At 43.4% G+C, this 25,874-nt stretch carries 19 protein-coding genes; 12 read left to right on the forward strand and 7 right to left on the reverse strand.

Annotated features, from left to right (window positions below; genetic code table 11):
• The first annotated feature begins 170 nt into the window (after positions 1-170).
• Entirely contained in the window at positions 171-1,004 is an 834-nt protein-coding gene (locus L2703_RS15035) for a MaoC/PaaZ C-terminal domain-containing protein (protein ID WP_248971939.1), read from the forward strand.
• Positions 1,005-1,054: 50 nt separating this feature from the next.
• Here L2703_RS15035 and L2703_RS15040 read toward each other — a convergent pair whose 3' ends face one another.
• Positions 1,055-2,704 carry a mechanosensitive ion channel family protein gene (locus L2703_RS15040; RefSeq protein WP_248971895.1) on the reverse strand — a complete coding sequence of 550 codons (1,650 nt, stop codon included), beginning with the start codon at positions 2,702-2,704 and terminating at the stop codon, positions 1,055-1,057.
• A 129-nt stretch (positions 2,705-2,833) separates the two neighbouring features.
• Here L2703_RS15040 and L2703_RS15045 point away from each other — a divergent pair, with 129 nt between their 5' ends.
• Positions 2,834-3,157, forward strand: coding sequence for a hypothetical protein (locus tag L2703_RS15045; RefSeq protein ID WP_248971896.1), 324 nt, complete (start codon positions 2,834-2,836; stop codon positions 3,155-3,157).
• Positions 3,158-3,167: 10 nt separating this feature from the next.
• On the opposite strand, the gene L2703_RS19025 is transcribed toward L2703_RS15045, so the two are convergent.
• Positions 3,168-3,293 (reverse strand): hypothetical protein, encoded by a 126-nt coding sequence (locus L2703_RS19025; protein WP_283107918.1) that lies wholly within the window; start codon positions 3,291-3,293, stop codon positions 3,168-3,170.
• Positions 3,294-3,506: 213 nt separating this feature from the next.
• Here L2703_RS19025 and L2703_RS15050 point away from each other — a divergent pair, with 213 nt between their 5' ends.
• The 6 genes from L2703_RS15050 to rraB all read left to right on the forward strand — a co-directional run bounded on the left by L2703_RS15050 (position 3,507) and on the right by rraB (position 8,333).
• A complete protein-coding gene (locus L2703_RS15050; RefSeq protein WP_248971897.1) occupies positions 3,507-3,797 on the forward strand; it encodes an ABC-type zinc uptake system zinc chaperone in 291 nt (96 codons plus the stop codon).
• Positions 3,798-4,039: 242 nt separating this feature from the next.
• Entirely contained in the window at positions 4,040-5,248 is a 1,209-nt protein-coding gene (locus tag L2703_RS15055; protein WP_248971898.1) for a hypothetical protein, read from the forward strand.
• Complete coding sequence (locus tag L2703_RS15060) at positions 5,232-6,137, forward strand: metal ABC transporter solute-binding protein, Zn/Mn family (RefSeq protein WP_248971899.1); 906 nt, start codon at positions 5,232-5,234, stop codon at positions 6,135-6,137. Before L2703_RS15055 ends, L2703_RS15060 begins: the two co-directional genes overlap by 17 nt.
• Before the next feature lie 4 nt (positions 6,138-6,141).
• Positions 6,142-6,909 carry a metal ABC transporter permease gene (locus L2703_RS15065; RefSeq protein ID WP_248971900.1) on the forward strand — a complete coding sequence of 256 codons (768 nt, stop codon included), beginning with the start codon at positions 6,142-6,144 and terminating at the stop codon, positions 6,907-6,909.
• Positions 6,910-7,106: 197 nt separating this feature from the next.
• Positions 7,107-7,841 (forward strand): 1-acylglycerol-3-phosphate O-acyltransferase, encoded by a 735-nt coding sequence (locus L2703_RS15070; RefSeq protein WP_248971901.1) that lies wholly within the window; start codon positions 7,107-7,109, stop codon positions 7,839-7,841.
• A gap of 81 nt (positions 7,842-7,922) precedes the next feature.
• Complete coding sequence (gene rraB / locus L2703_RS15075) at positions 7,923-8,333, forward strand: ribonuclease E inhibitor RraB (protein ID WP_248971902.1); 411 nt, start codon at positions 7,923-7,925, stop codon at positions 8,331-8,333.
• Positions 8,334-8,783: 450 nt separating this feature from the next.
• Here rraB and L2703_RS15080 read toward each other — a convergent pair whose 3' ends face one another.
• Both L2703_RS15080 and L2703_RS15085 read right to left on the reverse strand, forming a co-directional pair.
• Positions 8,784-9,740 carry a sensor domain-containing diguanylate cyclase gene (locus tag L2703_RS15080; RefSeq protein ID WP_248971903.1) on the reverse strand — a complete coding sequence of 319 codons (957 nt, stop codon included), beginning with the start codon at positions 9,738-9,740 and terminating at the stop codon, positions 8,784-8,786.
• Between the two features lie 17 nt (positions 9,741-9,757).
• On the reverse strand, positions 9,758-10,753 hold the full coding sequence (locus L2703_RS15085; protein WP_248971904.1) for a response regulator: 996 nt from the start codon (positions 10,751-10,753) through the stop codon (positions 9,758-9,760).
• Positions 10,754-11,125: 372 nt separating this feature from the next.
• Here L2703_RS15085 and L2703_RS15090 point away from each other — a divergent pair, with 372 nt between their 5' ends.
• Positions 11,126-11,932, forward strand: a complete 807-nt coding sequence (locus L2703_RS15090; protein ID WP_248971905.1) for a crotonase/enoyl-CoA hydratase family protein — start codon at positions 11,126-11,128, stop codon at positions 11,930-11,932.
• Positions 11,933-11,959: 27 nt separating this feature from the next.
• On the opposite strand, the gene L2703_RS15095 is transcribed toward L2703_RS15090, so the two are convergent.
• A complete protein-coding gene (locus tag L2703_RS15095; RefSeq protein WP_248971906.1) occupies positions 11,960-12,832 on the reverse strand; it encodes a DUF3530 family protein in 873 nt (290 codons plus the stop codon).
• Positions 12,833-12,968: 136 nt separating this feature from the next.
• Positions 12,969-15,875 carry an RNA polymerase-associated protein RapA gene (gene rapA, locus L2703_RS15100; RefSeq protein WP_248971907.1) on the reverse strand — a complete coding sequence of 969 codons (2,907 nt, stop codon included), beginning with the start codon at positions 15,873-15,875 and terminating at the stop codon, positions 12,969-12,971.
• A gap of 343 nt (positions 15,876-16,218) precedes the next feature.
• Between rapA and L2703_RS15105 the strand changes: the two genes are divergently transcribed.
• From L2703_RS15105 to L2703_RS15115, 3 genes are all read left to right on the forward strand, one after another.
• On the forward strand, positions 16,219-17,613 hold the full coding sequence (locus tag L2703_RS15105; protein ID WP_248971908.1) for a PhoH family protein: 1,395 nt from the start codon (positions 16,219-16,221) through the stop codon (positions 17,611-17,613).
• A 252-nt stretch (positions 17,614-17,865) separates the two neighbouring features.
• Positions 17,866-21,573 carry a response regulator gene (locus L2703_RS15110; protein WP_248971909.1) on the forward strand — a complete coding sequence of 1,236 codons (3,708 nt, stop codon included), beginning with the start codon at positions 17,866-17,868 and terminating at the stop codon, positions 21,571-21,573.
• A 64-nt stretch (positions 21,574-21,637) separates the two neighbouring features.
• Positions 21,638-24,034, forward strand: a complete 2,397-nt coding sequence (locus L2703_RS15115) for a zinc-dependent metalloprotease (RefSeq protein ID WP_248971910.1) — start codon at positions 21,638-21,640, stop codon at positions 24,032-24,034.
• 4 nt (positions 24,035-24,038) lie between these two features.
• Here the strand turns inward: L2703_RS15115 and L2703_RS15120 are convergent, their stop codons facing one another.
• Entirely contained in the window at positions 24,039-25,856 is a 1,818-nt protein-coding gene (locus L2703_RS15120; RefSeq protein WP_248971911.1) for a protein kinase domain-containing protein, read from the reverse strand.
• Positions 25,857-25,874 lie beyond the last annotated feature (18 nt).

Raw genomic sequence — 25,874 nt, forward strand, 5'->3', positions numbered from 1 at the left:
CAAGATGATTAAAAACCTATACTGACATTAAACGCATTTAACAATTAGCCGTTTAGTATCGACAACTCAGTAAGGTATAATGGCTGATTAACCGTTTTGCAGCTTTGTATTGGGCTGCCTGTATAGGGTACAACATTGTGAGTCACGACTACGCTATCGAATTAAAAGCGATGCCTTCGCTTTTGTCTTTGTATCGCAAAATTCTGTTTGGACGAAAGCCAGGCTGGGATAAGCAACCGTTACCAAAGATTTATGTGCAAGCACCCGATGTGGTGTTGTCACAGGACAAAATTCGCCAATATGCAGAGGTGTGTGGCTTTGAGTTTGACGGGGTGACATTACCGCCAACGTATTTATATGTGTGGGCATTTCGGTTGCATGCAACCATTTTTACGCATAAAGCCGTCACATTTCCGTTGTTGGGGATGATCCATCTTAAAAATAGCATTAGTGTTTTTCGACCTGTAAAAGTAGATGAAACCGTCACGGTACAATGTGAACTTTCAGCAAGTCGCCATACTGATTCAGGGCTTGAGTTTGACTTGGTTTCTAAGGTGTTTGTGGCCGATGAATTAGTATGGCAAGCCTTGTCGACTTATTTGTATCGTATTGATACACCAGGTCGCCGAGCGCGCCCACCTAAAGCGTCAGACATGTTTTGGGAAAATGTTCAGCAATGGCGTTTAACAGATGATTTAGGCCGGCGTTACGCGAAAGCGTCTGGTGATTATAACCTGATCCACTTGCATCCATTGTTGTCAAAACGATTTGGATTTGAGCGCGTACTTGCCCATGGTATGTGGTCTAAAGCCCGAGCATTATCGCAATTAATGCCCTTTATAGGCGATAAGCCTTTTCAAGTTGATGTTGAGTTTAAGCTCCCTGTCTTTATGCCATCTGAAGTCACGTTTGGCTTTGAAAGTATTGAAAACGGTAAACGTTTTGAAATGCGCGATGTTAAAGGGCGTAGACCCCATTTGCTGGGTAATGTGACCTATTTATAAGCGAAAGGTTAAAGCTCAAGTCAATGACTTGAGCTTTTTTGTTGATGCGATTACTTTTGATAAATATGCACATCGCGCTGCGGAAATGGAATGCTAATTCCTTCTGCGTCGAAGCGCATTTTCACTGCGCGGGTAATGTCCCAATACACTTCCCAGTAATCGTCTGGTTTTACCCATGGACGTACAATAAAGTCGACCGATGATTCGCCTAAGGTATGCAGTTTTACAATGGGTTCTGGTTGGGGATGAACTTTAGGGTGTTGTTCAACAATGCTTTTTAAAATCGTTTCAGCATGTTCTATGTTGTCGCTGTAACTAATCCCAAAAGTCATGTCTACTCGGCGTTGGTGTTCGGCGGTGATATTGTTAATGGTATCGCCCCAGATTTTATTGTTAGGCACAATTAATCTCTGGTTATCTAAGGTTTTAATGGTGGTCGATACCAGGCTCATGTGGCTAACTCGCCCGGTTACACCTGCAGCATTTATTAAGTTACCAACATCAAATGGGCGATAAATTAAAATCATCATGCCAGAGGCAAAGTTTGACAGGGTGTCTTGTAATGCAAAACCAATAATCACACCAGCAATACCAAACCCAGCAAGTAATGGGCCCAATTCAAAACCTAGCTGCGACAGCGCAATTAATAGCCCTAGGGCATAAACGACTTTGCTTGATAACGAGATAAAAAACTCTTGTAACAGTTGGCTAAATTGCAATTTCGACGCTCTAACCGTTTTAGCCATAATTTGTGTCACCACTTTGGCAACTAAGCTGGTGACAAACAAAATAAATAAAAACACCAATATTTTAAAGGTTAAGTTTGGACCGTTATTGATGGTTTGATCTTTAATTACTTTTGCCCAGCCCTGGAGTAGGTTAGACGCGACGCTAAAATTCAACACATCTTGGGTAATGTCGCCAGACACGCTAAACAAGGTTTGTTTTATTTGCGATACATTTTGCCCTAAGCTTTCAAGGATAGTGGCTGAAATCGCTAAGCTTGAGCTGTTTTGGCCTAACCGCTCTTTTAACGCGAGCACGTTTGCTTTTTGTTCAGCGCTGATATCGGCACCCGCTTTGGCCGCTTCAGCAACCGCTTTTTGTAATTCGTCTTGGGTGTAATTCACCAAACTGTCAAATTGATCTGCCCGCTGTAACATAAAGTCGGTAAATGTTTGCTTTTGCGTGGCCACATCAATACCTAGGGTTTCTGCCCATTGTAGCGTGTCTAACGTGGCCTTTAAGTAATGGTCACGCTCAAATTCGCGATTAGACATGGCGCTAACTATTTTGCTGTCGTCGCTAGTGCCGAGTTTGCTGCTTAATAATGCTAAGTCGGCATCTAAATAATTAATCACCTGACCTAAAAACACCAATTGATTTTGCACTAATGGAATAAGGTATTGTGGCTCGGTTGTACCAGATGTTATTAACTGGTCAATTTCATCACGTAATTGAGATGACTTATTTTTAATACGATACTCGATAATTGTTCGCATCTCGCCTTTTGCAGCTGACAACCGTTTTGTGTCATGGTCAATGGTGTGTTGCAATAAGGTTATTTTATCAAGTGTGGGAGTATCAATATTGCCACTGGTTGTTTCTGGAACAGCTGCAGGTATTTCTTGAGCAGATAATGATGGGACCATCAACAATGTGGTCATCAATAAAAGTAAAGCGGGTAACATCCGTAACATCTAAGCGCGTCCTATGAGGCTAAATTGCGATTATGATAGTAGAAAAGGGTTAACGGGGCTATGTTCAGCAATGTTATTGGTAAGGATATTTGTTAAACTTACAGCCATTATTGATTAAAGGTACTCAACATGGCACTGCAATGCGCCCATTGCTATAAACACTTTTCTATTGCGAAAGTCACTGAAAGCCGGGGGAAGGGATTATCGGTTGAGGTGCAATGCCCACATTGTGCGGCATGGCTGGGCCATAATAAAACATTAGCCTTGGTTAAAATAAGCGGTTTTTATGGTGGGGTTATTGCGGCGTTATTCGCATATTTTGTTGATAACGTTACACATATTACTACGCCATTGATTATCTTTGCCGTGATAGTGGTGGGGTTATCCCATATTATGGATCATTTAAAAATGGTTGAAGCGCCAGAAGATGACGCGGGTATAAATAATCAATAAGTGATTTGGCTTAATCGACCACTATGACTTGGCTTTCTAAAGACGTTTCGACATAGTAAATTCCGCCGAGCACGACAATGCCTACGATGGCCATGACTAAAATGATACCGATATTTTCGCGAAAAAATTGTGCCATGATGTGGATCCTATTGGGGGTGATTGCCTTTTACCTTGATGGTATGAGTCACAGCTTAAGCTTATCTTAAAAACCACCAATACGATGAAAAAGTCAGCAGTAATGGCGTGTTTTTTAAGTCATGGTCATGAATTGTCACAATCTATGTGTTGCTTTTCAGCACGGCTCTTTTACACTAATGCCCATATTCATTAACCTGATGGAGTTGTGCCGTTGAGCTCACGCATTCACCTTAGACAAACTATCGCAATCTGGCTAAGTGCCATTTTGATTGTGTTGTCTATCGCTGCGTCTGCGCACTCGGTTCGTCATCTTGAAGATGGGGTGCAAAATCACTGTACCTTATGTTTTCATCAACATCAGTTAAATAAAACCCTTCACACCAACGAGCTTGTGTTTACGACAAGCCAGCAAACGTTTGAACGTCAACATTATACGCTGCCATTTTTGCTTAGCGTATTTCATGCTTATTACCAAAGTCGTGCCCCGCCTGTTTCTCTTTAGTCCAACAAAGTAATGACCCTAAATCTGGATGGTAAATGACGCTCAGGTGTCGATTTATTTGGCTTACAGTGTTGCTCATGCAGTGTGCATTTGTAACTGAATTTCACTGTGTCGATAGCCAAGTAATTGTTCACGTTAATACTGAGAAAATAATATTTCCATTTGATTTTGTTAAATAATTTATTTTTGCCAGCTGGTTTATTACAACCCAAACTGGCTACTTGTTGTATTTTGGAGATCTCATGTCTGCGTTAAACACTCGCGTTTCTTTATTAGCACTTGCCTGTGCTGTTAGTTCTTATTCTGCAATGGCTGAAGATTCGAGCTTAACTAACCCCAACATTAGCGCTGTATTAGACGGTTATTATCAAACGGGCGATCGTCCACTGGCTGAGCGTGCAGAGGGTTTTGGTTTAGGCGAAACAGAATTGGCATTAAGTGCCAATATCGACGAAATGTTTTACGGTAAAGTGACTGCCGTTGTTGAATCTCATGACGGTGAAACAGAATTAAATCTAGAAGAAGCCTTTATCCAAACGTTAGCCTTACCTAATGGTTTGTCGGTGCGTGCGGGTCGTTTTTTATCTGATGTTGGTTATTTAAATAATCAGCATAAACATACCGATGCCTTCACCGAGCGCCCAGCAGCCTATCGTGCATTTTTAGGTGGCCACTATTTTGATGATGGTGTGCGCTTAAGTTATGTTGCGCCTACCGATGTTTATTGGACCATGGGAGTTGAAGCATTTAAAGGCGACAGTATGCGCGCTGCTGATGAGCATGGCGAGCGTGACTTTGACGATGTTGGGGTGTTTTCTGCCTTAACCAAAATTGGTGGCGATATCGGTATCGAAAGTTCGTGGCAATTAGGCTTAAGCTATTTACGCAATGAAAATGGCTTAGCGTATGCTGAAGAACATGAAGATGAAGAAGAAACAGATGATGAGCATGAAGAACATAGCCATAGCGCATCATACACCGGAGAAAACACCTATGTTGCAGACTTTGTCTACAAATGGGCGCCTAACGGTAACTATAAGTATCAAAACCTTACCGTAAGCGGTGAGTATTTTAGAGTGACAGATATTTTTGGTGAAGAACCAGGACACGATGACGATGCCGGTGACGTAGATGACCATGATCATGAGTTCAGCGGTGATGATTATCATGAAGGTTGGTACCTAAGCAGCGTTTATCAGTTCTCTCCAAGTTGGTCTGCTGGTGTGCGTTATGGCCAAGTGGATACCTATGAAATTCATGAAGATCATTTAGATCCACAAAAGCTGAAAGAAACCGAGCTTAGTGTTGCATGGCATAGTAGCCATTTTTCGACTGTTCGCTTGCAGTATACTCATCAGGAAGGTACTAACTTTGATGGTTTTGAGGACGATAATATCGTTACATTACAATATGTCATGTCATTAGGAGCTCACGGTGCGCATCAATTCTAAAGTGCTTTTAGCAGTGGCAGTAATGCCATTGCTGTTTACCGCGACAGCAAAAGCGGAACTGAATGTGTTTGCCTGTGAAGCCGAATATGGCGCCTTGGCAAAAGCAATCGCCCCTTCGGCAGATGTGTATTCGGCGACCACGGCGATGCAAGATCCGCATCAGGTACAGGCGCGTCCAAGCTTAATTGCTAAAATGCGCCAAGCGGATTTAGTGGTGTGCGCCGGTGCTGATTTAGAAATTGGCTGGCTTCCTATGTTGCAAATGAAAGCGGCTAATCCTCAAGTAACGTCAACCGATAAAGGCTTGTTTTACGCTGCTGATCAAATCGACACGTTAGATAAACTGACTCGTGTTGACCGCTCAATGGGGGACGTACATGCCAAGGGAAATCCACATTTACATTTAGACCCACAGCGTATGTTAACCGTTGCTAAGGCATTGTCTGTTAAGATGAGTGAATTAGATCCACAAAACAGCAATGAATATCAGCAATCTTTTGCTGATTTTAGTCAACGCTGGCAGGCTAAAATTCCTCAATGGCAAGAACAGGCTAAAGGGTTAGCCGGTAAGAAGGTCATCGCTTATCACTCAAGTTTTCGTTATTTATTTAACTGGATTGGGATTGAACAAGTGGCCGATCTTGAACCTAAGCCTGGTTTAGCTCCTACAAGCAGCCACTTAGCAAGCTTACTCACTCGCGCTGAGCAAGGTGATGTGATGGCGGTGATTGTGGCATCTTATCAGGATGAACGAGGTGCTAAGTGGTTGGGTGAACGCGCTAATTTACCTGTTGTGATGCTACCTATGTCTGTGGGTGGAAATGAGCAAAGCCAAGACTTATTTAGCCTTTATGACAGCTTGTTATCCCTACTCAATGGGGTGAAATAAGGTCATGCTTGATGTTGAGCTACTGTCGATACTATTACCTGCATTAGCAGCCGGTTTGTTGGTACTTTCAACCCATGTGTTATTGGGCCAACAAGTGCTAAAGCGCGGTATTATTTTTATCGACTTGGCCATCGCGCAAATAGCGGCATTAGGGGCTATCGTGTCTCACATTGATCATGATGTTGAAGACTTGCCCTTTGTTCACATGTGGATGCCGGCCCTGTTTGCACTTGCGGGGGCGGGCGTGATTGCTTGGATGGCTAAGCGGTTGACTGGTGAGCTTGAAGCAATGATTGGCTGCTTTTATGTCTTGAGTGCAGTGGCTGCAATGCTGTTGCTGGCAAATGATCCTCACGGCGCTGAGTTGTTAAAACAGCTTATGTCTGGGCAGATTTTGTGGGTAAGTTGGTCGCAGTTGATGATACCGGCGCTCGTATCTGTGGTGATTTTGGCGTTAATCGCGCTTAAACCGAACATACTCGACGGTGCGGGTTTTTACTTTTTATTTGCGTTAGTCATTACCTTATCGGTAGAGCTTGTAGGGGTGTATTTAGTATTCAGCACCCTTATTTTACCGGCGTTGGCTTTAAACAAATATGTAGGTCGAAATAAACTCGTTTGGGCTTATGTTGTTGGTATTGTCGGCTATGTTACAGGCTTATTATTGTCTGCTAACTATGATTTGCCTAGCGGCGCCGCGATTGTTGCCACGTTGGCGATCAGTGCATTAGTGTTTAGGCAATTGCTTAAATTGGGCCCCAAAACCGCTTAAGCTTACTGCACGGGTATTAGGTATTAGTCATTGCGATATTGCACTTGGCAAAGGATGTCGCATGGCTGTCACATAACGCGTGTTATTCTGCCCTGTATAGCAGGGCAGAATATTTCAGCGTACATATGTAAACAAAAGAATTGAGTCCCCAGTCCTGCATCGTTATACTGTCGCCAATTATTTTGCAGGAGTATGCTGTGCTGCTAATCGCTCGTTCAATTATTCTCGCCGTGCTATTATTTTTAGCCTTTGTATTTGCAATTGTTTTTTGCCTTATACGACCAATGCATCGTGATAACGTACACGTAATCGCTAAAATTTTCTCCTCTGTTGCTCCTGTGTTGGGTATTAAGGTCATCACTCGGGTCAACGCAATCAGTGACACTCCACAACCGTGTATTTATTTAGCAAACCATCAAAACAACTTTGATTTATTTACTCATACCTCTGCAGTGCCTAAGGCGACGGTGAGTTTAGGTAAGAAAAGCTTGGTGTGGATGCCGTTATTTGGACAGATTTACTGGTTATCTGGCAATATTTTAATTGACCGAAAAAATCGTCACAGTGCATTTGATACCATGGCAAAAACCATTGAGAAAATGAAAACCCGTTTACTGTCTGTGTGGATTTTTCCTGAGGGTACACGGTCACGTGGTCGTGGATTGTTGCCATTTAAAGTGGGAGCATTTCATACGGCTATTGCAGCTCAGGTGCCGGTAGTGCCAGTGTTAGCGTCTTGTCAGAACCACATTAAGTTAAATCGGTGGGATAATGGCGTGGTCATTGTTGAAATGCTGGCACCCATGCCGACAGAAGGATTAACCAAAAATGATGTTAAAGCGTTTAGTGCTAAAGTGCATGAGACTATGTCAGCAAGGCTAGTTGAGTTAAACAAAGAAGCATTGGCTTTGAATCAAACTGTGAAACACTAAACTGCGTTGATAAGTTCGCAACTTAGGTGAGTTTGGGTATAATTGGCTAAAATTTATATGTGTTTATTAACGGAGTAATCCATGTCTGTTGAGCGTCAGTTAAAAGAGCAATTTGCTGAAAACCGCGAAATTGTTGATGCCTTACTTGCTGATGGTTCAGAGCCTGATGCGGAATATACAATTGAACATCACTTTTCGGCGACAAATTTTGATCGTTTAGAAAAGGCCGCTGTGGATGCGTTCAAGCTCGGCTTTGAAGTGAATGATGCCGAAGAGATGGAACTTGATGATGGGTCGGTGATTTTTTGTTTTGATGCCATCGCTTACCACAAACTCGATGCATCGTTACTTGATAAAGCATGTGAGCAATTAATTCAACTTGCGGCAAAGCAAAAGGTCGATTATGACGGCTGGGGCACTTATTTTGTAGGTGACGAGATTGAAGATGAAGACGACGAAGATGATGAAGACAGTCATGATTCATTTCATTAATGACACGATAGGTTAACGTTTTCGACTCTATCTCTACCATTGCGATAAAAAATGCCCATCGGTGATGGGCATTTTTTTTGATAAAAGCGCGCTAACTAACCTCAGCTCTGGATAACAAACGCCTTTCAAGCAGTCCTTTGCCTTCCTCACTGCGTTGAATTAACTTGCAATAGGCTAGCTATTGACGCGTTAATTCGCCTTGTTAGCAAAACAAATCACAAGCTTGACAGTGGATTTTAGTCAATCTATTGATTTATATCGTTATCAATACATCTCTTATCCAGAGTTGAGGTTAACTAGCCTGAAATTAGGGTAAGGGTATAATAAAAGTGTTCAACTACTTACTTGTTTACCTTATTGAGCAAAACAAATTCAAGTTTGAAAAGAGTTTACGCTAATACTTTGATATTAAGTGTTTTTTACCATTTTTTAACTTGAGTTTAGCTGAATTTATTTAAACACCACGCTTTTGTTTCGTCCCTCTTGCTTTGCAGTATATAAGGCTTGATCTGCACCTGATAGCCAGCCAGAGCTATTTTCGAATGTTGAGCTCAGATCGTTTATCCCCAAACTCACCGTAACTTTAATGAGTCGGTTTTCAAATGTGACTTCAGACTCTTCAATGCGTTTTCTTAAGCGTTCGGTAAAGTGTAGTGCTTCTTCTGCGGTTGTCTGTGATAAGACGACAGCAAACTCTTCACCACCATATCGACCTGCACAATCTGTTTCTCGTAGGGATTGTTTTAAAAGATAGGCGATATGTTGAATGACTTTATCACCCGCAGGGTGGCCATATTTGTCGTTAACTTGTTTAAAGTTATCAATATCAATCATTACAAGTGATGATGTGTCGCCATAACGCGAATGGCGCTCAAATTCTTTTTCCATACAAAGTTGCCAGTGGCGGCGGTTATGGAGTTGAGTTAACCCATCGGTTTGGCTGAGTTCTTTTAATTGCTCGTTGGCGGCCTTTAATTGCAATTTGTTGACTGCAATATCGGTAACATCATAAACAATAATACTGATATGAGTGATTTGCCCTGTGAGCGATGCCAATGGCAGTAGAGTGATGTTTTGATACATAAAATCAGCTCGCCCAGTTACCGGCCGATAATTTTTAAACTTAAATACATACTCTCGTTGTTCCCAGCTGATAAAGGTGCGATTTTTTAATACAAAAACCGACTCCATTTTTTGTTTTAGCCAGTCAGCAGGTAGTTCTGGAAATTTTTCAAACAGATTGTCGCCTTTAATTGAGTTGGGCGACACACCACTGTGGTTCTCCATAAACCCATTCCACAGCTGAATATTATAGTCGCGATCGAGCACAACTAAACCGACCTCGATTGTTTGCACCATATCGATTAGCCAGTGGAGTTCATTCATCGCACTTTGGTCATTAGACATAATAAGATTATCCAGCGTTAGTCGAGTAAGTAGCCGAGCTTGTAGTTAAGCGTAGGGATTGAGTCTTCTGTAAATAACAGGAGTAAGTCGCATTGAATATTATAATCTTCAATGCGGTAATTGATTTCCATCGCTAAAGTGCGTTGCCATTTTTCGGAGTTATCATGAATGAGCTCATTAACACTGCAGTGTCTGCCAAGAACCACTGGATGCGCCTGGCTAAATTTCATGTCGAGTTGCTCTGAGACTCCATTTAAAAAGGCACCAATGAGCACATTACCTGTGTCCATCATCACTTCAATTTCGGTATTCATATCATTTGGGTTTTCTAAGCCCATTAATTTTGCCATGTCTTCAAAGCTTGAATCATGAAATAGCAACAGGGCTTCTCCCGCAATACCAGCGCCAATAAAACCCTGGCAAAGCCCAGATACCGTTGAACTTTGCTCTGTTGCTTTGAGTGCCATTGTCAGCTCACTCACTTCCAAAACATTAACATTAGGAATAGGTAACAATACGAATACATCAAGTAATTTGGCTAATAAATCAGCAGCCCGGCCCATCGCCACGTTGGCGATTTCTTGACATGCGTCGCGCATATCAACTTTAACCATTGGAGTTTCGTCTGCTTTATTGCCTTGGGTGAGGGTGAGAATGCCGTATTCTTGTAAAATGTTACTGATGGCGTCAGCACTAACTGGCTTTTGAATAAAGTCGAGCGCACCTAGCGCTTTAACGCGTTCGTGAGCTTTAATTTGAATATCGCCTGAAACCACAATAATCAGAGCTGGGAGATCTTGTTTTTGAACGGCTTGAAGCACTTCGTATCCGTCCATGACTGGCATGTTAAGGTCAAGAAATACAATTTCGCCTTTACCTGCACGTATGACCTCAAGGCCTTCTGCGCCGTTTGTGGCATAGCTAATTTCAACGTCCCAGTCTTTGGGAAGGGTTCGTGCCATTTGTTTTCTGGCTAAAGCAGAGTCATCGCATATCAATATTGGTATGGTCATTGTGGCATGTATTCCTTAATTCGCCTTTCAAAAAAGCACTCTTAAAAGTTATCGCAAGCGGTGCGAGGCGTTATCGTTATTATTAAGACGTTTACAGTATCACGTCTTTGAATTTTTATTATACGTAATTGTTAACAGAATGGACACACAACCATGATCAAAAAAACATTTTTATAACATAAGTGTGGTGTCGTTCTCAGTTGCTAACTTGTTACTCATCGGAGTTGAATGAGCGATTGATGCAAGTTGCTCTGTTTACGTCAGTTAATCATAACGATTGTGATAATACTCTATGAATCTTATTACTATTCGACAGATAGTCCATTTATGTTAACCTTAAAACTGGACTGACCAGCTACGCGGAAACCATTTATGGAAAAGGACTTAGTTAAGCTTAGTATTGAACATGGCATTGCGCATGTTTGTTTAAACCGACCGAGCAAAATAAATGCACTCAGTTATGAGATGTTTACCTCAATTGACAAGGTGATTAAACGGCTGGGCAATGATAAAAGTGTTAATGCGGTGATTTTATCTGGCGCTGAAGGGAATTTCTGTTCTGGTTTAGATGTTAAAAGCGTGGCTAATTCGCCCAGTAAAGCGATAAAACTACTGTTTAAGTGGCTACCGGGTAATGCAAATTTGGCTCAACGAGTGTCTTTAGGCTGGCAGCGTTTGCCCATTCCAGTGATTGCTGTATTAGAGGGCTGTTGTTATGGCGGCGGCACTCAAATCGCCCTGGGTGCTGATATTCGTATTGCTTCACCTGAGTGTAAATTATCGATTATGGAAGCGAAGTGGGGGCTTGTTCCCGACATGGCAGGGTTAGTTGCATTGCGGCAGATTATGCCAAAAGATAAAGCGTTAATGTTGACCTACACGGCTGATATTTTAAATGCCACACAAGCGCTTGAGTTGGGTTTGATTAGCCAGATAAGCAACACACCTTATGACGCCGCCCTTGAGCTAGCCAATCACATTATGCGGACTTCTCCCGATGCTAATGCCGCGATTAAACGTAGTATCAATCAAAGCTGGACTGGGTCGGTCCGCAGCTTGTTAGCACGTGAGTCATTAAGCCAAATCCGTTTACTCCTTGGGAAAAATCGAGTGATTGCGGCTATTCGGCAAACCAAACAGCCAGACAAGCCGTACCGTTCGAGACAATCTTGGTGGTAATTGCGGCGCGTGGTTTATTACGGCGTACTATCTTCCGATAACCGTTCTTGCAAAGCCTTCAATTTGATTGAGGGCCTCCTCCCAGCCACTTGGGTTGCTAAAATCTAAACTCATTTGATATTGACGATAATAGCGTGGAGGCTTCACTTGGTTGTAATTGAGCCGGGTAGGAGCCTCTGCTATCGCAATTGGATGGGCGTCTTGTGATTGAATATCCAAAATGGGCAATGACATAGTGACCAGTTGTTCTGCTATGGACTTACGCTGACTTTGCGGATCAATTAAATACTCAAATTCGCGGTACGGGTTAACCACCACAAATACATCTGGCATGGGGATTTTCTTATCATAAAGTAAGTTGGTCACCATCCCTGCGCTGTCATCTATGGCGACGAGAATGTTTGATCCTGGGAATAAGCCGACTGTTGAACCGAGCTGATTGATTGCTTCGCTTAGCGCAGCTTGTTGAAAGTTACGTAATTCGAGTAGTTGTTCTGAGGTGTACTTAGGGGTACTTTTGTTGGTACTTAGCGTTATTTGTTCGCTACCTGCTTTGCTAATATCTTCAGGTTGGGTGGCATAGTTTGGCCGATACAGCCCTTTGGCTGGGGTTAAACTGATGCTGGCCCAGCCGCGAGGATTGATGTGAGTGCGCAGGTAACTGGCTAAGCCATTGGCATCAGCACTCGTGTCCGATGGGCCAATAATTGTCACAGAGCCAAATTGTTTTTTACTCTGCCATGAACGAACCAGCACTTCAGATTGCTTGCCATCAACAGTAATAAACTTAATTTCATTGCTGTTTACGTGAGTGTATTTGGTTTGTGCACTCGCCGTGGGAACCTGTGCCCAAAGTCCTAAGATGACAATGACGATATGGCAAATCTGTTTCACTTGCACAAAAACCTCTGCAACCAATAATCTAATACCATCACTTATTAACGTGCAATGGTATAAATAGCAAATTTTAAAACAATAATGCCCTGAAAACAGGGCATTATCAAAGTACTAAATGTTATCCCTTGGTTTTTAGGGGTTAAACGTGGCTCACTAATACCATGCGGATAGCATCAAGTTGTAACTGGCTGTTGTCCATGTACTCGGTTAGCTCGACCATTTGGTTGCGAATGTAGTCTAGCTCATCTTCGCGAATGTTCGGGTTAACCGCTTTGAGGGCTTCAAGTCGTTCAAGCTCACCAGTTAATTGTTGGGTCATTTTAGCGCGCGCATCTGTGACTAATTCACCAAGTGCTTGTTTGGCATGTTCTTCACCTTTAGCAAATAGTGGATGCAGTATTGGTTGTGACGCATTGACGAGCTTACTGGCAATGTGTCGATTAACTGCGCTAAGTTGCTTGTCAAAGCTGGCGTAATCCACTTTATCGGCCATGTTGAGGCCGTTTTTATCGAGCAATACTCGGATAGGCGTCGGTGGCAAATAACGGTACAGCTGTGTTGATTTAGGGGCCGATGCATCAGCCATGTAGATCAACTCTAAAAATAATGTGCCTGCTGGCAGCGCTTTATTTTTAAGGATGGCCACACTTGTCGTGCCGGTTTCTGAACCTGTAATTAAGTCTAGGCCCGTTTGCACCAAAGGATGTTCTTGCGAGATAAAGGCTATATCGTCACGCGACAATGCGGTATTTCGATCAAAGGTGACCGTCACGCCATCTTCATGTAGGCCAGGATAGGTTGGAAACATCATGTGCTCGCTAGGGCGCAAAATGATTGAGTTTTCACCGCGATCTTCTTGGTCTACACCAATAATGTCCCATAAACGGATCACCGAACCAATTAATTGGGTGTCGTTGTCGCTGTCTGACAAGCGCTGAACTAATCTATTGGCACGCTCACCACCATGAGAGTTGATTTCGAGCAGTTTATCGCGGCCTTGTTCCATGGCATGTTTGAGCTCTTTATAACGATGTTGCGTATGGTTAAGTAATTGCACCATGGCGTCTTCGTCATCGTTGCTGAGCACGTTGATGAGTTCATCTGCAAATTCACCAAATAACACATGGCCACTGGGGCAGGTTAATTCAAATGAATTAAGGCCTTCATGGTACCAACGCATTAAACGTTCTTGCGCTGTGTCGCGTAAGTAAGGCAAATGGATTTGAATATCGTTTTGCTGGCCAATCCGGTCTAAACGACCGATACGCTGCTCAAGTAAGTCTGGGTTGAGCGGCAAATCAAACAACACTAGATGGCTGGCAAACTGGAAGTTACGCCCTTCAGAACCGATTTCAGAGCAAATAAGTGCCTGTGCGCCGCCTTCTTCTTGGGCAAAATAAGCGCCGGCTTTATCACGCTCAATAATGGACATGCCTTCGTGGAATACGGTGGCTTGAATCCCCTCGCGAGTTCGTAGGGCTTCCTCAAGGCTTAATGCCGTTTCGGCTTGGCTGGCGATAATCAGTACTTTTTTACTGCGATGCGACTTTAAGAAATCGATTAGCCAATCGACCCTTGGGTCAAACTTCCACCAACTGGCATTGTCGTTTTCAAAGGCCTGGTAAAGCTTCTCTGGACTTAACGCTTGCACAGCCTTTGCTTGAGCTGTTTTTGCGCTGCCCATCATGGCATTAACCCGCTCGGCGGTAATGTATTGCTCGGGCATGTCTTGTGGATAGGCGTTAAATAAACGCTTAGGGAAACCCTTTACCGAGGCACGGCTGTTACGGTAAAGCACGCGGCCTGTACCGTGACGGTCTAACAATTCTTGTAATAGCTCTTGGCGCGCCGCTTGTTGTAGCTCGCTATCAACGTCTTTGGCCTGAATTAAGCGAATGCTTGGCTCAATGTCTTTCTCACTGAGTAATTCAGTTAAGCTGTTTATGGCACTGTCTGGCAGCTTAGCGTTTTTGCTCAGTGCTTCGGCGGCATCGGCAACGTCTTTGTAGCTCGACTCTTCTGCTAAAAATGCGTCGTAATCGTAAAAGCGATCCGGATCGAGCAAACGTAAACGCGCAAAGTGACTTTGATGGCCTAATTGATCGGGGGTTGCGGTGAGTAGCAATACCCCCGGCACCACTTCACTCAAGGCTTCAACGATTTGGTAGGCACGGCTTGGCGCGTCTTCAGACCATTCTAAGTGATGGGCTTCGTCAACTACCATTAAGTCCCAGTCAGCGTCTAAGGCTTGTTCTAGGCGCTTTTTCTTGCGCAGTAGGTCAAGTGAGCAAATGATCAATTGCTCGGTATAAAACGGGTTGTCGTTGTCGGCATAAGCTTCAACACAGCGGTCTTCGTCAAAAACTGAAAAACGCAGGTTAAAGCGGCGCAGCATTTCAACTAACCACTGATGGCGCAGTGTGTCTGGCACAATAATTAAAATACGCTCAGCGCGACCGGTTAATAGTTGCTGATGAATAATTAAGCCTGCTTCAATGGTTTTCCCTAACCCCACTTCATCGGCCAGCAATACACGCGGCGCATAACGGCGGCCAACTTCGTGAGCAATCCACTGCTGATGAGCAATCAAACCCACGCGCGGGCCTTGTTGGCCTAATAAATCTGATGTGGCTAATTTATGGCGTAATAACTGGCATTGGTAACGCACACCAAAACGCTCTAAGCGATCAATTTGCCCAGCAAACAAGCGATCTTGTGGTTTGTTAAAACGAATGTTATGGCTGAGCATTGTTTCGCGTAGGCTAACGTTTTCTTGGGTATCGCTGTGAATACCATGATAAATCACCAGTTGGTTTTTTTCTTCAACCTCGTTAATGGTGATACTCCAGCCTTCACCGCTTTCAACAGTGTCACCGGGGTTAAAGATAACCCGAGTTAAGGGGGCTTCACTGCGAGAAAACATCCGGTTTTCTCCAGTGGCAGGGAACAGCAGCGTAACCATGCGGCCTTCAATTTGAACGACGGTTCCTAATCCGAGCTCCGACTCGGTATCACTAATCCAGCGTTGACCTAAAGCAAAAGGCATCTTTTATTCTCTATTTGAAGCAGGGGAAACAAAAAGGGGGCGTATGTTAAACCAAACCCATGCAGATTGAAATTCTAGCATCGATTTATCTATTAGTTGGGTGTTTTTGCAACAGACTGACATTTGTGTGTCACATTGACGTCATAGTGTGGAGTTGATAATTATTTTATTGAGTTATGACTGAGCTGGTGCCATAGTCATTTTAGGCACGTTATGAGTTATGTGAATTGTTCATGACTATGCATAAGGCCTGTTTTCAATAATGAAATAAATTATCCCTTTTATGTTATGCGTTTAGGTAGATAAGTTGATGTCAATTAATTGAGAGCACACTGGAGGCGCCATGGAACAAAACGACAAAAAGTTGTTTGTACTGGATACCAACGTGTTACTGCATGAACCTTTAGCGATATATTCGTTTAAAGAACATGACGTAATTATTCCGATGACTGTGTTAGAAGAGCTCGACAGTATTAAAGATAGAAAACGCGATGTGAGTCGCGATGCACGGGTCGCCATTAGGGCGTTAGAAGATATACTCGGTGGCCCCACCACTCCGGAACAAATTTTAAAAGGCGTTGCCTTACCCACCCGCGAAGAACACACTGAAGTCTCTGGTCATTTGTCTATATTTCCTGATCACCAAGTCGAATTTATCATTGGCTCTTTACCGGGCGATAATAACGATAACCGCATTATCAATACCGCGCTGCATTTACAAAAGATTCATTTTCCGCGAACCGTCGTACTGGTGACGAAAGACATCAATATGCGCTTAAAGGCAAAAGGTGCCGGTATTGAGCGTGTTGAAGACTACCGAACAGACCAACTGATTGATGACATCCGCTTTTTGGCCAAAGGCTTTTATCAGTTTTCGGGGGATTTTTGGCAAAACGTGGATAAAGTCTCGACAGAGCGTAAAGGCCGACACACTGTGCATCAGGTGCCACTGGATCACTTAGGTCATGAAAACTATTACCTTAACCAATATCTTATTGATGAAGGGTCTGACTTTTGTGGTCGTGTCGCCAGTAAAACAGATAAACATCTAGAGATTATAGATCGCGGCCGCGATCGTTTACTGCACCATGAAGCATGGGGGGTTAAGCCTAAAAATATTTATCAAGGTATGGCGCTCGATGCTTTGCTTGACCCTGACATCGAATTGGTTATTTTAACCGGCCCTGCTGGATGCGGTAAAACCTTACTGGCCATGGCGGCAGCCCTTGAACTAGTGGTAGAACGTAACTTGTATGACAAGGTGATCGTGACTCGTAACACGCCAGAAATAGCAGAATCAATAGGTTTTTTGCCCGGCACCGAAGAAGAGAAAATGGCGCCATGGTTAGCGGCAATTACTGACACGCTTGAGGTCTTGCATAAAAATGATGTCAACCCTAGTGGCAGTGTGAATTACATTATGGAAAAAGCCAACATTCAATTTAAGTCGATTAACTTTATGCGTGGGCGTTCGATTCAAAATTCTGTTGTACTTTTAGATGAATGCCAAAATTTAACTGCCTCGCAAATTAAAACCATGATCACCCGTATGGGTGAGGGCACCAAACTGATTTGCAGTGGTAACTTAGCGCAAATTGATTCAACTTATCTTACTGCCGTAACATCAGGTTTAACCTACATAGTGGAACGTTTTAAAGATTTTGAAGGAAGTGCAAACATTTACTTAAATGGGGTGGTGCGTTCACGTTTAGCAGAGTTTGCTGAAGAGCATTTATAGCCCATCACTTAGGAGTAACAGACCCCTAAGTCTTGTTCAAATAAGGTTACTTTGGTGACCTTATTTATTTTTATTTGTATTTTACACTATGATGACATAAACGTTATTGAGGTTGGACAAGTCGTAAATAGGCCATTAATCCATGTGCTTGAGCTTATCTTCCTGATATCATGACGATTCATTTTTTTATTGCCTATTTTTGGTGTTATTCGTTCGGCAGCGCACCATTTTCCGCTGTATCAAGGGTTGTTAATGAAACCGACTGAGCCAGATTTACAACTAAAATCTCCCATTCAACGCAATTATAACCAAGCGGTGTTTTACACCTATATTGGCGTGATTGTGATGGCCCTATTATCGGCTGGGATGATGTTTGAACGCCAAAAAGATCAACAAATCCAGCAGCGAGAAGAGCAAGTTGCCCGGCATGTATTGCAAATCGATTTACTGTTGGAGTCGAGTATTCGTGCGGTTAAAAGTTTACGAGATGTCGCGGTTGATCATTTGCGCCTTGGGGAGTTTGTGCGTAAAGACAGACTGCCGCAGTACGAAAGATTTAACGAAGATGGCCAGTATTTCACCCTAGAACCTCGTTATGCGAACAGCAATGAGCCTTTTACTAACATGGGGCGCATAACCGGTGCCGGTTCGCTTAGCGAGCGGTCTGACAGTTTTTACCAAGAGCTCGAAATGCTCTTTGAATTGTCGTTATCGTTTCCGGTAGCAAAAGAAGCTGCCCCTAAAGCCTCATCTATTTATTACATTTCTAAACGCAGGATGATGTCGTTTTACCCATGGGAAAATAATGACCTGCGTTTTAGGGATGAATTACTGAATAAAAAACAGTTTCAGTTATCAACTCCAACAATGAACCCACAGCGCAGTGTGTTTTGGAGCGAAGCCTATATCGATTCTGCTCATCAAGGTTTAATCACCACTCTTGGCCTGCCTGTGTATTTGCAAGATCAGTTTATTGGGGCAATTAACCTTGATATGACATTGTCGTCACTAGACAAGCAAATTCGCACCTATTTTAAAATGCCTGGTACAGTGATTTTGCTCGACCAGCAAAACAATATTTTGTCGCACAGTGATTTTGACTCCAACGAGATGAATAAGGTTTACCACATTAGTCAGCGTATACCTGCAGCGCTGCATTCGTTGTCTGAATCTGAATTATTTGATGCTCACGAAGGCATATTACGTAACGGTTATTATATTCATTCTGTTGCCTTACATAACGCGCCATGGCGGTTGCTGTATTTACAAGATGAAGATGAATTGTTCAAAGATTCCTGGGACAAATTACAGCTGAGTTTTTTATTAGTGGTGTTGGCATTATCCCTACTGGTCACTATTGTGCATTGGCAAACAAGGCGTGCTTTTGTGAGCCCTGCATCAAGGTTGTTAACTCATCTCGAAGCCTGTTCACAAGAGCCCATTAGACCACCTGAAAAAATAACTCATGGCTGGGAGCCCTGGTTTGCCTTGGTGAGCCGTATTTTTGAAGAAAACCGCCAATATACACATCATCTCGCTGAGCAAAATAAGCGCTTGGATAATTTGGTTGCAAGGCGAACACAACGCTTACGAGAAACCACAGAACGACGCGAGCGCGAATATGCCTTGCTTCGATCGCTTATTGACTCAATCCCTGAAGCCATTGTGTTTAAAGATAAAGAAGGCAAATACTTAGGGTGCAATAAGTCAGCTGAACGCATGCTTGGCTACAGCGAAAATGAAATTATTGGCTTAACCTCCGCCGAGGTGGTTAGCCCTGAACAGGGCGAGCGTATTCGCGAAGAAGACCGGGAAGTATTGACTCTGCAACATTCATTACGTTACCAAGAACGAGTCAATGTTGAGGGTAAGCCCGTCTTGCTAGACACGTTTAAATTACCCTTTTATAACCGTCGAGGTGAGTTATTAGGGTTAATTTCTGTATGGCGTGATATCACCAAAGAACATGATGCCGCTGAACAATTACGTATGTCTGAGCAGCGTTACCACCTTGCAATGGATGCGGTGGAAGATGGTTTATGGGATTGGTATATCGATTCAGAACAAATCATTTGTAATCCTGCTTTTTATTCGATGCTTGGCTATCAGGCACATGAGTTTCCACCATTATTGGCGTCGATTGATGAATTGTTCCATCCAGATGATCGAGAACGTGTGCAGGTTTATCGCAGTCAGTATGTGGATAACCCCAAAGGCACTTATGAAATTGAATTTAGAATGCTGGGTAAAGATGGCAAATATTCTTGGGTGTTGTCGCGTGGGCGTGCGGTTGAGTTTAGTGAACACGGGCGCAGTAAGCGTATTTTGGGTACACATAAAGATATTACTCGACAAAAGAAAAACGAAGTGGCCCTGTTAGAAGCTAAGCAAGATGCTGAGTTAGCCAATATGTATAAAAGTGAATTTTTGGCTAACATGAGCCATGAAATTCGCACACCAATGAATGCCATTATTGGTATGGTCCAGCTTGCACAGCGCACAACATTAACGGTGCAGCAGCAAGATTATCTTAATAAAGCGAGTTTTTCGGCGCAGTCATTATTGCGGATTATTAACGATATTTTGGACTTTTCGAAGATTGAAGCTGGTAAGTTAGAGTTAGAGCGTGTCGCGTTTCCGCTAGATAAAGTGCTTGATCATGTTATTGATATTAATGCGATTAAAGCTCAAGAAAAGGGCGTTGAACTGCTACTGTATGCACCTGTAACCGCGGGATTGATTTTGAATGGTGACCCGCTGCGTTTGGGCCAGGTGTTAGTTAACTTGCTGTCTAATGCGGTTAAATTTACCCAGGTAGGTGAAGTAGAGCTAGGGTGCGAAGATGTAGGTGAGCGCGATGACAGGATCACCATGAAGTTTTGGGTGCGTGATACTGGAATTGGCATCGATAAAGATCAGCAAGCCATGTTATTTGATGCATTTTCTCAAGCCGATGGTTCCACAACGCGTAAGTATGGCGGTACCGGATTAGGGCTATCAATCAGTAAACATTTAGTATCTATGATGGGCGGCACTATGCAGGTTGAATCTCAAGTGGGTGTGGGCAGTACCTTTAGCTTTACCATCAGTTTTGAAATTGCAGAAGAGCAGGTGATTGAGCCGTTAGTGGTACCAGAGCAACTCAACAACCTAAGCACCTTGGTTGTTGATGATAACCCTAGCGCGTTGCAGATGTATTCAACCCTAATGAAAGACTTTAGTTTTGGGGTCGACACCGCCGACAGTGGTGAAAAGGCATTAGCCATTTTGCGCAAGAAACCAATCGACTTACTGTTACTTGACTGGATGATGCCTGAGATCAGTGGCAGTGATGTGATTAAAGGATTAGATGAAATGGTGCGTGATGGCGTCATTGCTAAACGACCTATTATTATCCTGATGACCGCTTATTCTGCGGAGCCTCTCGATGCTGAGCTCGCTAAAGATAGTGTGTATGCTGTATTGCAAAAACCATTTAAAGCATCTGATTTATTTGATGAAATTATTAATGCGTTTGCCACTGAGCCTAAATTAAATGTGATGCCAGCAATTGAAGATAATGAGCCGAATCAAGGGGCGGGTTTGGTATTGTTAGTTGAGGATAATTTTATTAATCAGCAAGTGGCCTCAGAGCTGCTAAAAAGTGCAGGTTATGATGTTGTGATTGCCGATAATGGCCAAATTGCACTCGATATTATTGATTCTAAGCCGTTTGATGCCGTGTTAATGGATATTCAAATGCCAGTGATGGATGGATTAACGGCCTCATTAGCACTGCGTAAGCGTTACACAAAAGAGCAAATGCCAATCATTGCCATGACCGCGCATGCAATGTCTGGCGATCGTGAAAAAAGTTTAGCGGCAGGAATGAACGCGCACATTACTAAACCGATAGTGTTAGCTGAGTTATTTGAAACGTTATCGCATTGGATTGCTTATAAAAATAGCCATAAACAGTAGATTGATTGTGCGCTTTTAGTCGCATTATTTGAGTTATTAGGATATTCACGACAGGGAGAGATTTATGAGCAGTCGCAGTATGTTACTGGCATTTTTGTTGGCAATTGTGCCGGCAATTTTCCATTTAGACGCAGCGATTGCTGCCAGCGATCCGGCACAGCAAATTATCAAACAGGCACAAGCCACAGAAGGTTTTGTTAACCTGTATTATGATGCCAAAACGGGTCAGTTGTATCTTGAGGCCAATAAACTCAATCAGCCTTTTTTAATGTTTACCAGTTTACCTCATGGTGTGGGGTCTAATGATATCGGCTTAGACCGTGGTCAACTAGGACGAACACGCATGGTGCAGTTTGAGCAACATGGGCCTTATGTCATTCTCAAACAACTTAATACTGATTATCGAGCTTCAAGCAAAAATATCGCTGAGCAACAAGCCGTTACCCAAGCGTTTGCCGAGTCGATTTTATGGCGCGGTAAAGTTATTGAAGGTAAGCAAACGATAGTCGCGATAAATGATTTAGTCATTAACGACATGCACGGTGTATCAGACGTATTATTGGCGACAAAACAAGGGCAATATAATGTGGATGCAAGTCGATCTGTTATTTTACCTCAAGGGATTAAGTCGTTTGAGCGCAATGCAGATGTCGATGTTAATTTGACATTTGTTGCCAGTAAAGCCGGTGACCAGGTTGCCGAGGTCACCCCAGATGGAAAGTTTTTATCTGTGCGAGTACGTTACTCTTTTGTTCAGTTACCTGACGAGGGGTTTGAGCCGCGTAATTATCATCCAATGAGTGGTTACTTATCTGATCACTATATTGACTATTCAACGGCTGTTGATCAGCCATTAGTTCAACGCCACTTATTAAAGCATCGATTACAAAAAATTGTCCCAGGGGATGCCCCTAGTAAAGTCGTTAAACCCATTGTTTATTATCTTGACCCTGGCGTGCCTGAACCCATTAGAGGCGCATTACTAGCCGGTGCCCGTTGGTGGGAAGATGCCTTTACTGCGGCCGGTTTTATTGATGGCTTTAAAGTGGCGTTATTACCAGAGGGTGCCGATCCGCAAGATGTGCGCTATAACATGATTCAATGGGTACATCGCGCTACACGAGGGTGGTCTTATGGCGCAGCGTTAACCGATCCCCGCACTGGAGAAATTATTAAGGGAAACGTGACTCTGGGTAGTTTGAGAGTGCGCCAAGACCACTTAATAGCAAGAGGATTAACTGCTGGCTGGCCAGATCGCACCGCCGCAAATGAGGCCTCGATGGCCTTGTCGCTTGCACGTATTCGCCAATTATCTGCCCATGAGATAGGTCATACTCTAGGCTTAGACCACAATTTTGCCGCATCGACCAATAATAATGCCTCAGTGATGGATTACCCTCATCCTTATGCCAGCATTGAAGGACAGCGGATTGATATTAGCCAGCCCTACCGTGAAGGGATTGGGGAGTGGGATAAATACACCATTGCTTATGGTTATGGCTCGGCATCACAAGCTGAGTCGTTATTGGCATCGGCATTGGCACAGGGATTTCGCTACATTGGTGAAGCCGATTCTCGTCGCGGCAGTGCAAGTCATGTTTATGCCAGTTTATGGGATCGTGGTAACGATGCCGTAGCGGAATTATTGCGTTTAGAAAGTGTTCGCCTCAAGGCCATTAACGAATTTAATTCAGATGCGTTATTGCCTGGTGAGCCAAACGGTGAGCTTGCAGATGTTTTTGTGCCTATTTATTTGCTCACTCGCTATCAATTAGAAGCCGCCGCTAAATGGATTGGTGGTACGGAATATAGTTATCAGCAAGTGGGGGCTGGTGTGAGGTGGAGTTACGTGCCGCCCAACATGCAAGTTGCCGCATTAGATGCCCTGTTGGGGAGTTTACAAAGTCGTAGTTTGGCAATCCCTCCTAAGGTTATTGAGTCATTAGTCCCTAAAGCGGGCAATTATCGTAAAAGCCGAGAAAGTTTTACATCGAACCTAGGTGTTGTGATTGATCCTGTCACTATGGCCGAAATGATGAGTCGCCACATTGCCACTTTGATACTCACACCTGAGCGATTAAATCGAGTTAACCAAGCTTATATGGAAGACAGTGCGCAGTTGTCTGTAGTCACATTGATTGACAAACTGGTGGGTAAAAGTGTGTATCAGGATTTGCCCAACGGCCGAGAGTTAGCGATACAAATGCGTGTTAATGCCGTGGTTATCGATGCGCTGTTAGCCGCTTACCATGCACCAAACACTGCGCCAGAGGTAAAAGCTCAATTAGTAGCGCGTTTTGACTTTATAGTAAAACAGCTAAAACGACGTAGTAATCGTGGCAGCGATTACCAATCGGCGCATTACGATTGGTTGCATAAGGGAATTGTTCATGGTGTTATGCATCCTAAGTTCAGGCTTATCAATACACCGGCCCCAATACCACCGGGTTCACCGATTTAGGCCGTTATTGTTCCGGTTGGCCAAACGCTTTAGGGTTTTTAGGGTAAAAACGATCTGCCCTGCGATCGAGATGACTAAACTGACGGGTATTTCGGTAAGGTAGCTTCATAAAGCCCGAAATACCATGGCCTTGAATTTTGTTGGCATGAGAAATAATACGGTCAAGGCAAGCCCTAAATGCTGCTTGTTTACGTGGATTGAGTAAGCGCAAATAACTGTGAATTTTTAAATGGTTAGGTAAAGCTTCAAAAATAATGCACCCAGTGTGGTGTATTTGGTTTAACCAGCCAAGTTCGGTCATGATTTCTGCTGGTAATTCGAGGTTTTCTTCAGGATCTTTGCCGTCTTCAAAATATGAGTGCAGTCTCGATTTGTCTTCTAATGTGGGCACATCACCCACTTCAAACGGCAGTTGTAACTCGCCCGTAATCGTGTATTCATGTTCGGTGCTTTTACGCTCTAAATGCAATGTGTCTTTGGCATTAAAGAAACAGGCCTTAAATACCCCAATACGCTTAATGCCGCGCGCCATAGTCACCATATTGTTCACCGCTAAAGTCAGTGGTGCTTTACAGTCTGGGTCGTAAATGGCCAAGTTTGAGTCAATAAACACCCCTGACTCCTGCCAATGGATCACCAAACCACCCACAATAGGGTATTGAGCTAAGCGCCCCACCGCAGCAATAAATCCTTTTTCAGTATCGGCCATACCCGCCATAAAGTTGCGATAGTATTTTTCTAGCTGCACATCATCCATTTTGGCGATGGGGTCTTGAGTATTGTGCTCTTTTAAAAATGATTTACGCGAGCTGTAACTTACTGTCTCTACTGTTTTTGACCTTGGTTGAGCCCATACCGGAATATCAGGCACTAACGGCGGCTCTGGCAATATGGGTAAGTGCATCCTGTGGCTGTGACGGCAGCTTTTTAAAAAATAATCGCCAGCCAAATTGCGCCGCTTTACATCATCACCCAGCATAGCGTCTAATGTTTTAGCGAGCTCTATAGGCAAGCCAATACTGGTAGCTGGGATGACTTTAGTGCCAAAACGACTAATTTGTCCTGATGCTAAGGCATATAACGTGGCAGCAGCGCCTTGTTCGTCAAACCTTGGGGTTGATAAAGCGCCACTCAGTTGCTCTTCACCAATAAAGTAGACATCGCCCATACGGGCATTGGTGTGTTGTTGATCGCTTGATAATAACGACATGACATTGTCATCGACAGCACGATTATGCTCATCACGTTGGGCAAATACCGCAGAGCCCCAATCAATTAACGACAGCTTGTCTGTTTCGATGTCGTATACCAGGTTAGAGGGCTTGATATCTCCGTGCACTAAAGGTTTACCCTTTCGCAGGTAATACAATATGTTGGCTAATTGCCTAGCAATACTCACTACCATTACAGGCGGGAGTGCACCCAAGCGCTGGCAAATTTTATCAAGGTCTTCTCCCTTTGCGCGTTCCATGACCAGAATGCCTTGTTTGCCAACACGTTCAAATTTTATCGCGCTGGGCACATTAGGGTGTTTAACCTGACTCAACATATAGGCTTCTTCTTCGAGCCTATCTTGTACGCTTTGGGGTAAGTTTACGCGTGAAAACTTAAACACATGCGACTGGCCATATTCGTTTACTCCAGCAAACACAAAGCCATAGGCACCTTTACCAATAAATTCTATTTGTTGGTATCCCAATTTACTGAGCTGTTGTTTACATAAACGAACCCATGCTTTGTGCTTACGCGCATCATTGGCACTGAGTAAGTAAATGGATTGCTCTTCATTGATATAAAAATGCTGTAGCTGTGGTGTTTGCAAAGTTATCCCTCGTTATGT

This window comes from Shewanella basaltis, assembly GCF_023283885.1.
Taxonomy (GTDB): domain Bacteria; phylum Pseudomonadota; class Gammaproteobacteria; order Enterobacterales; family Shewanellaceae; genus Shewanella; species Shewanella basaltis.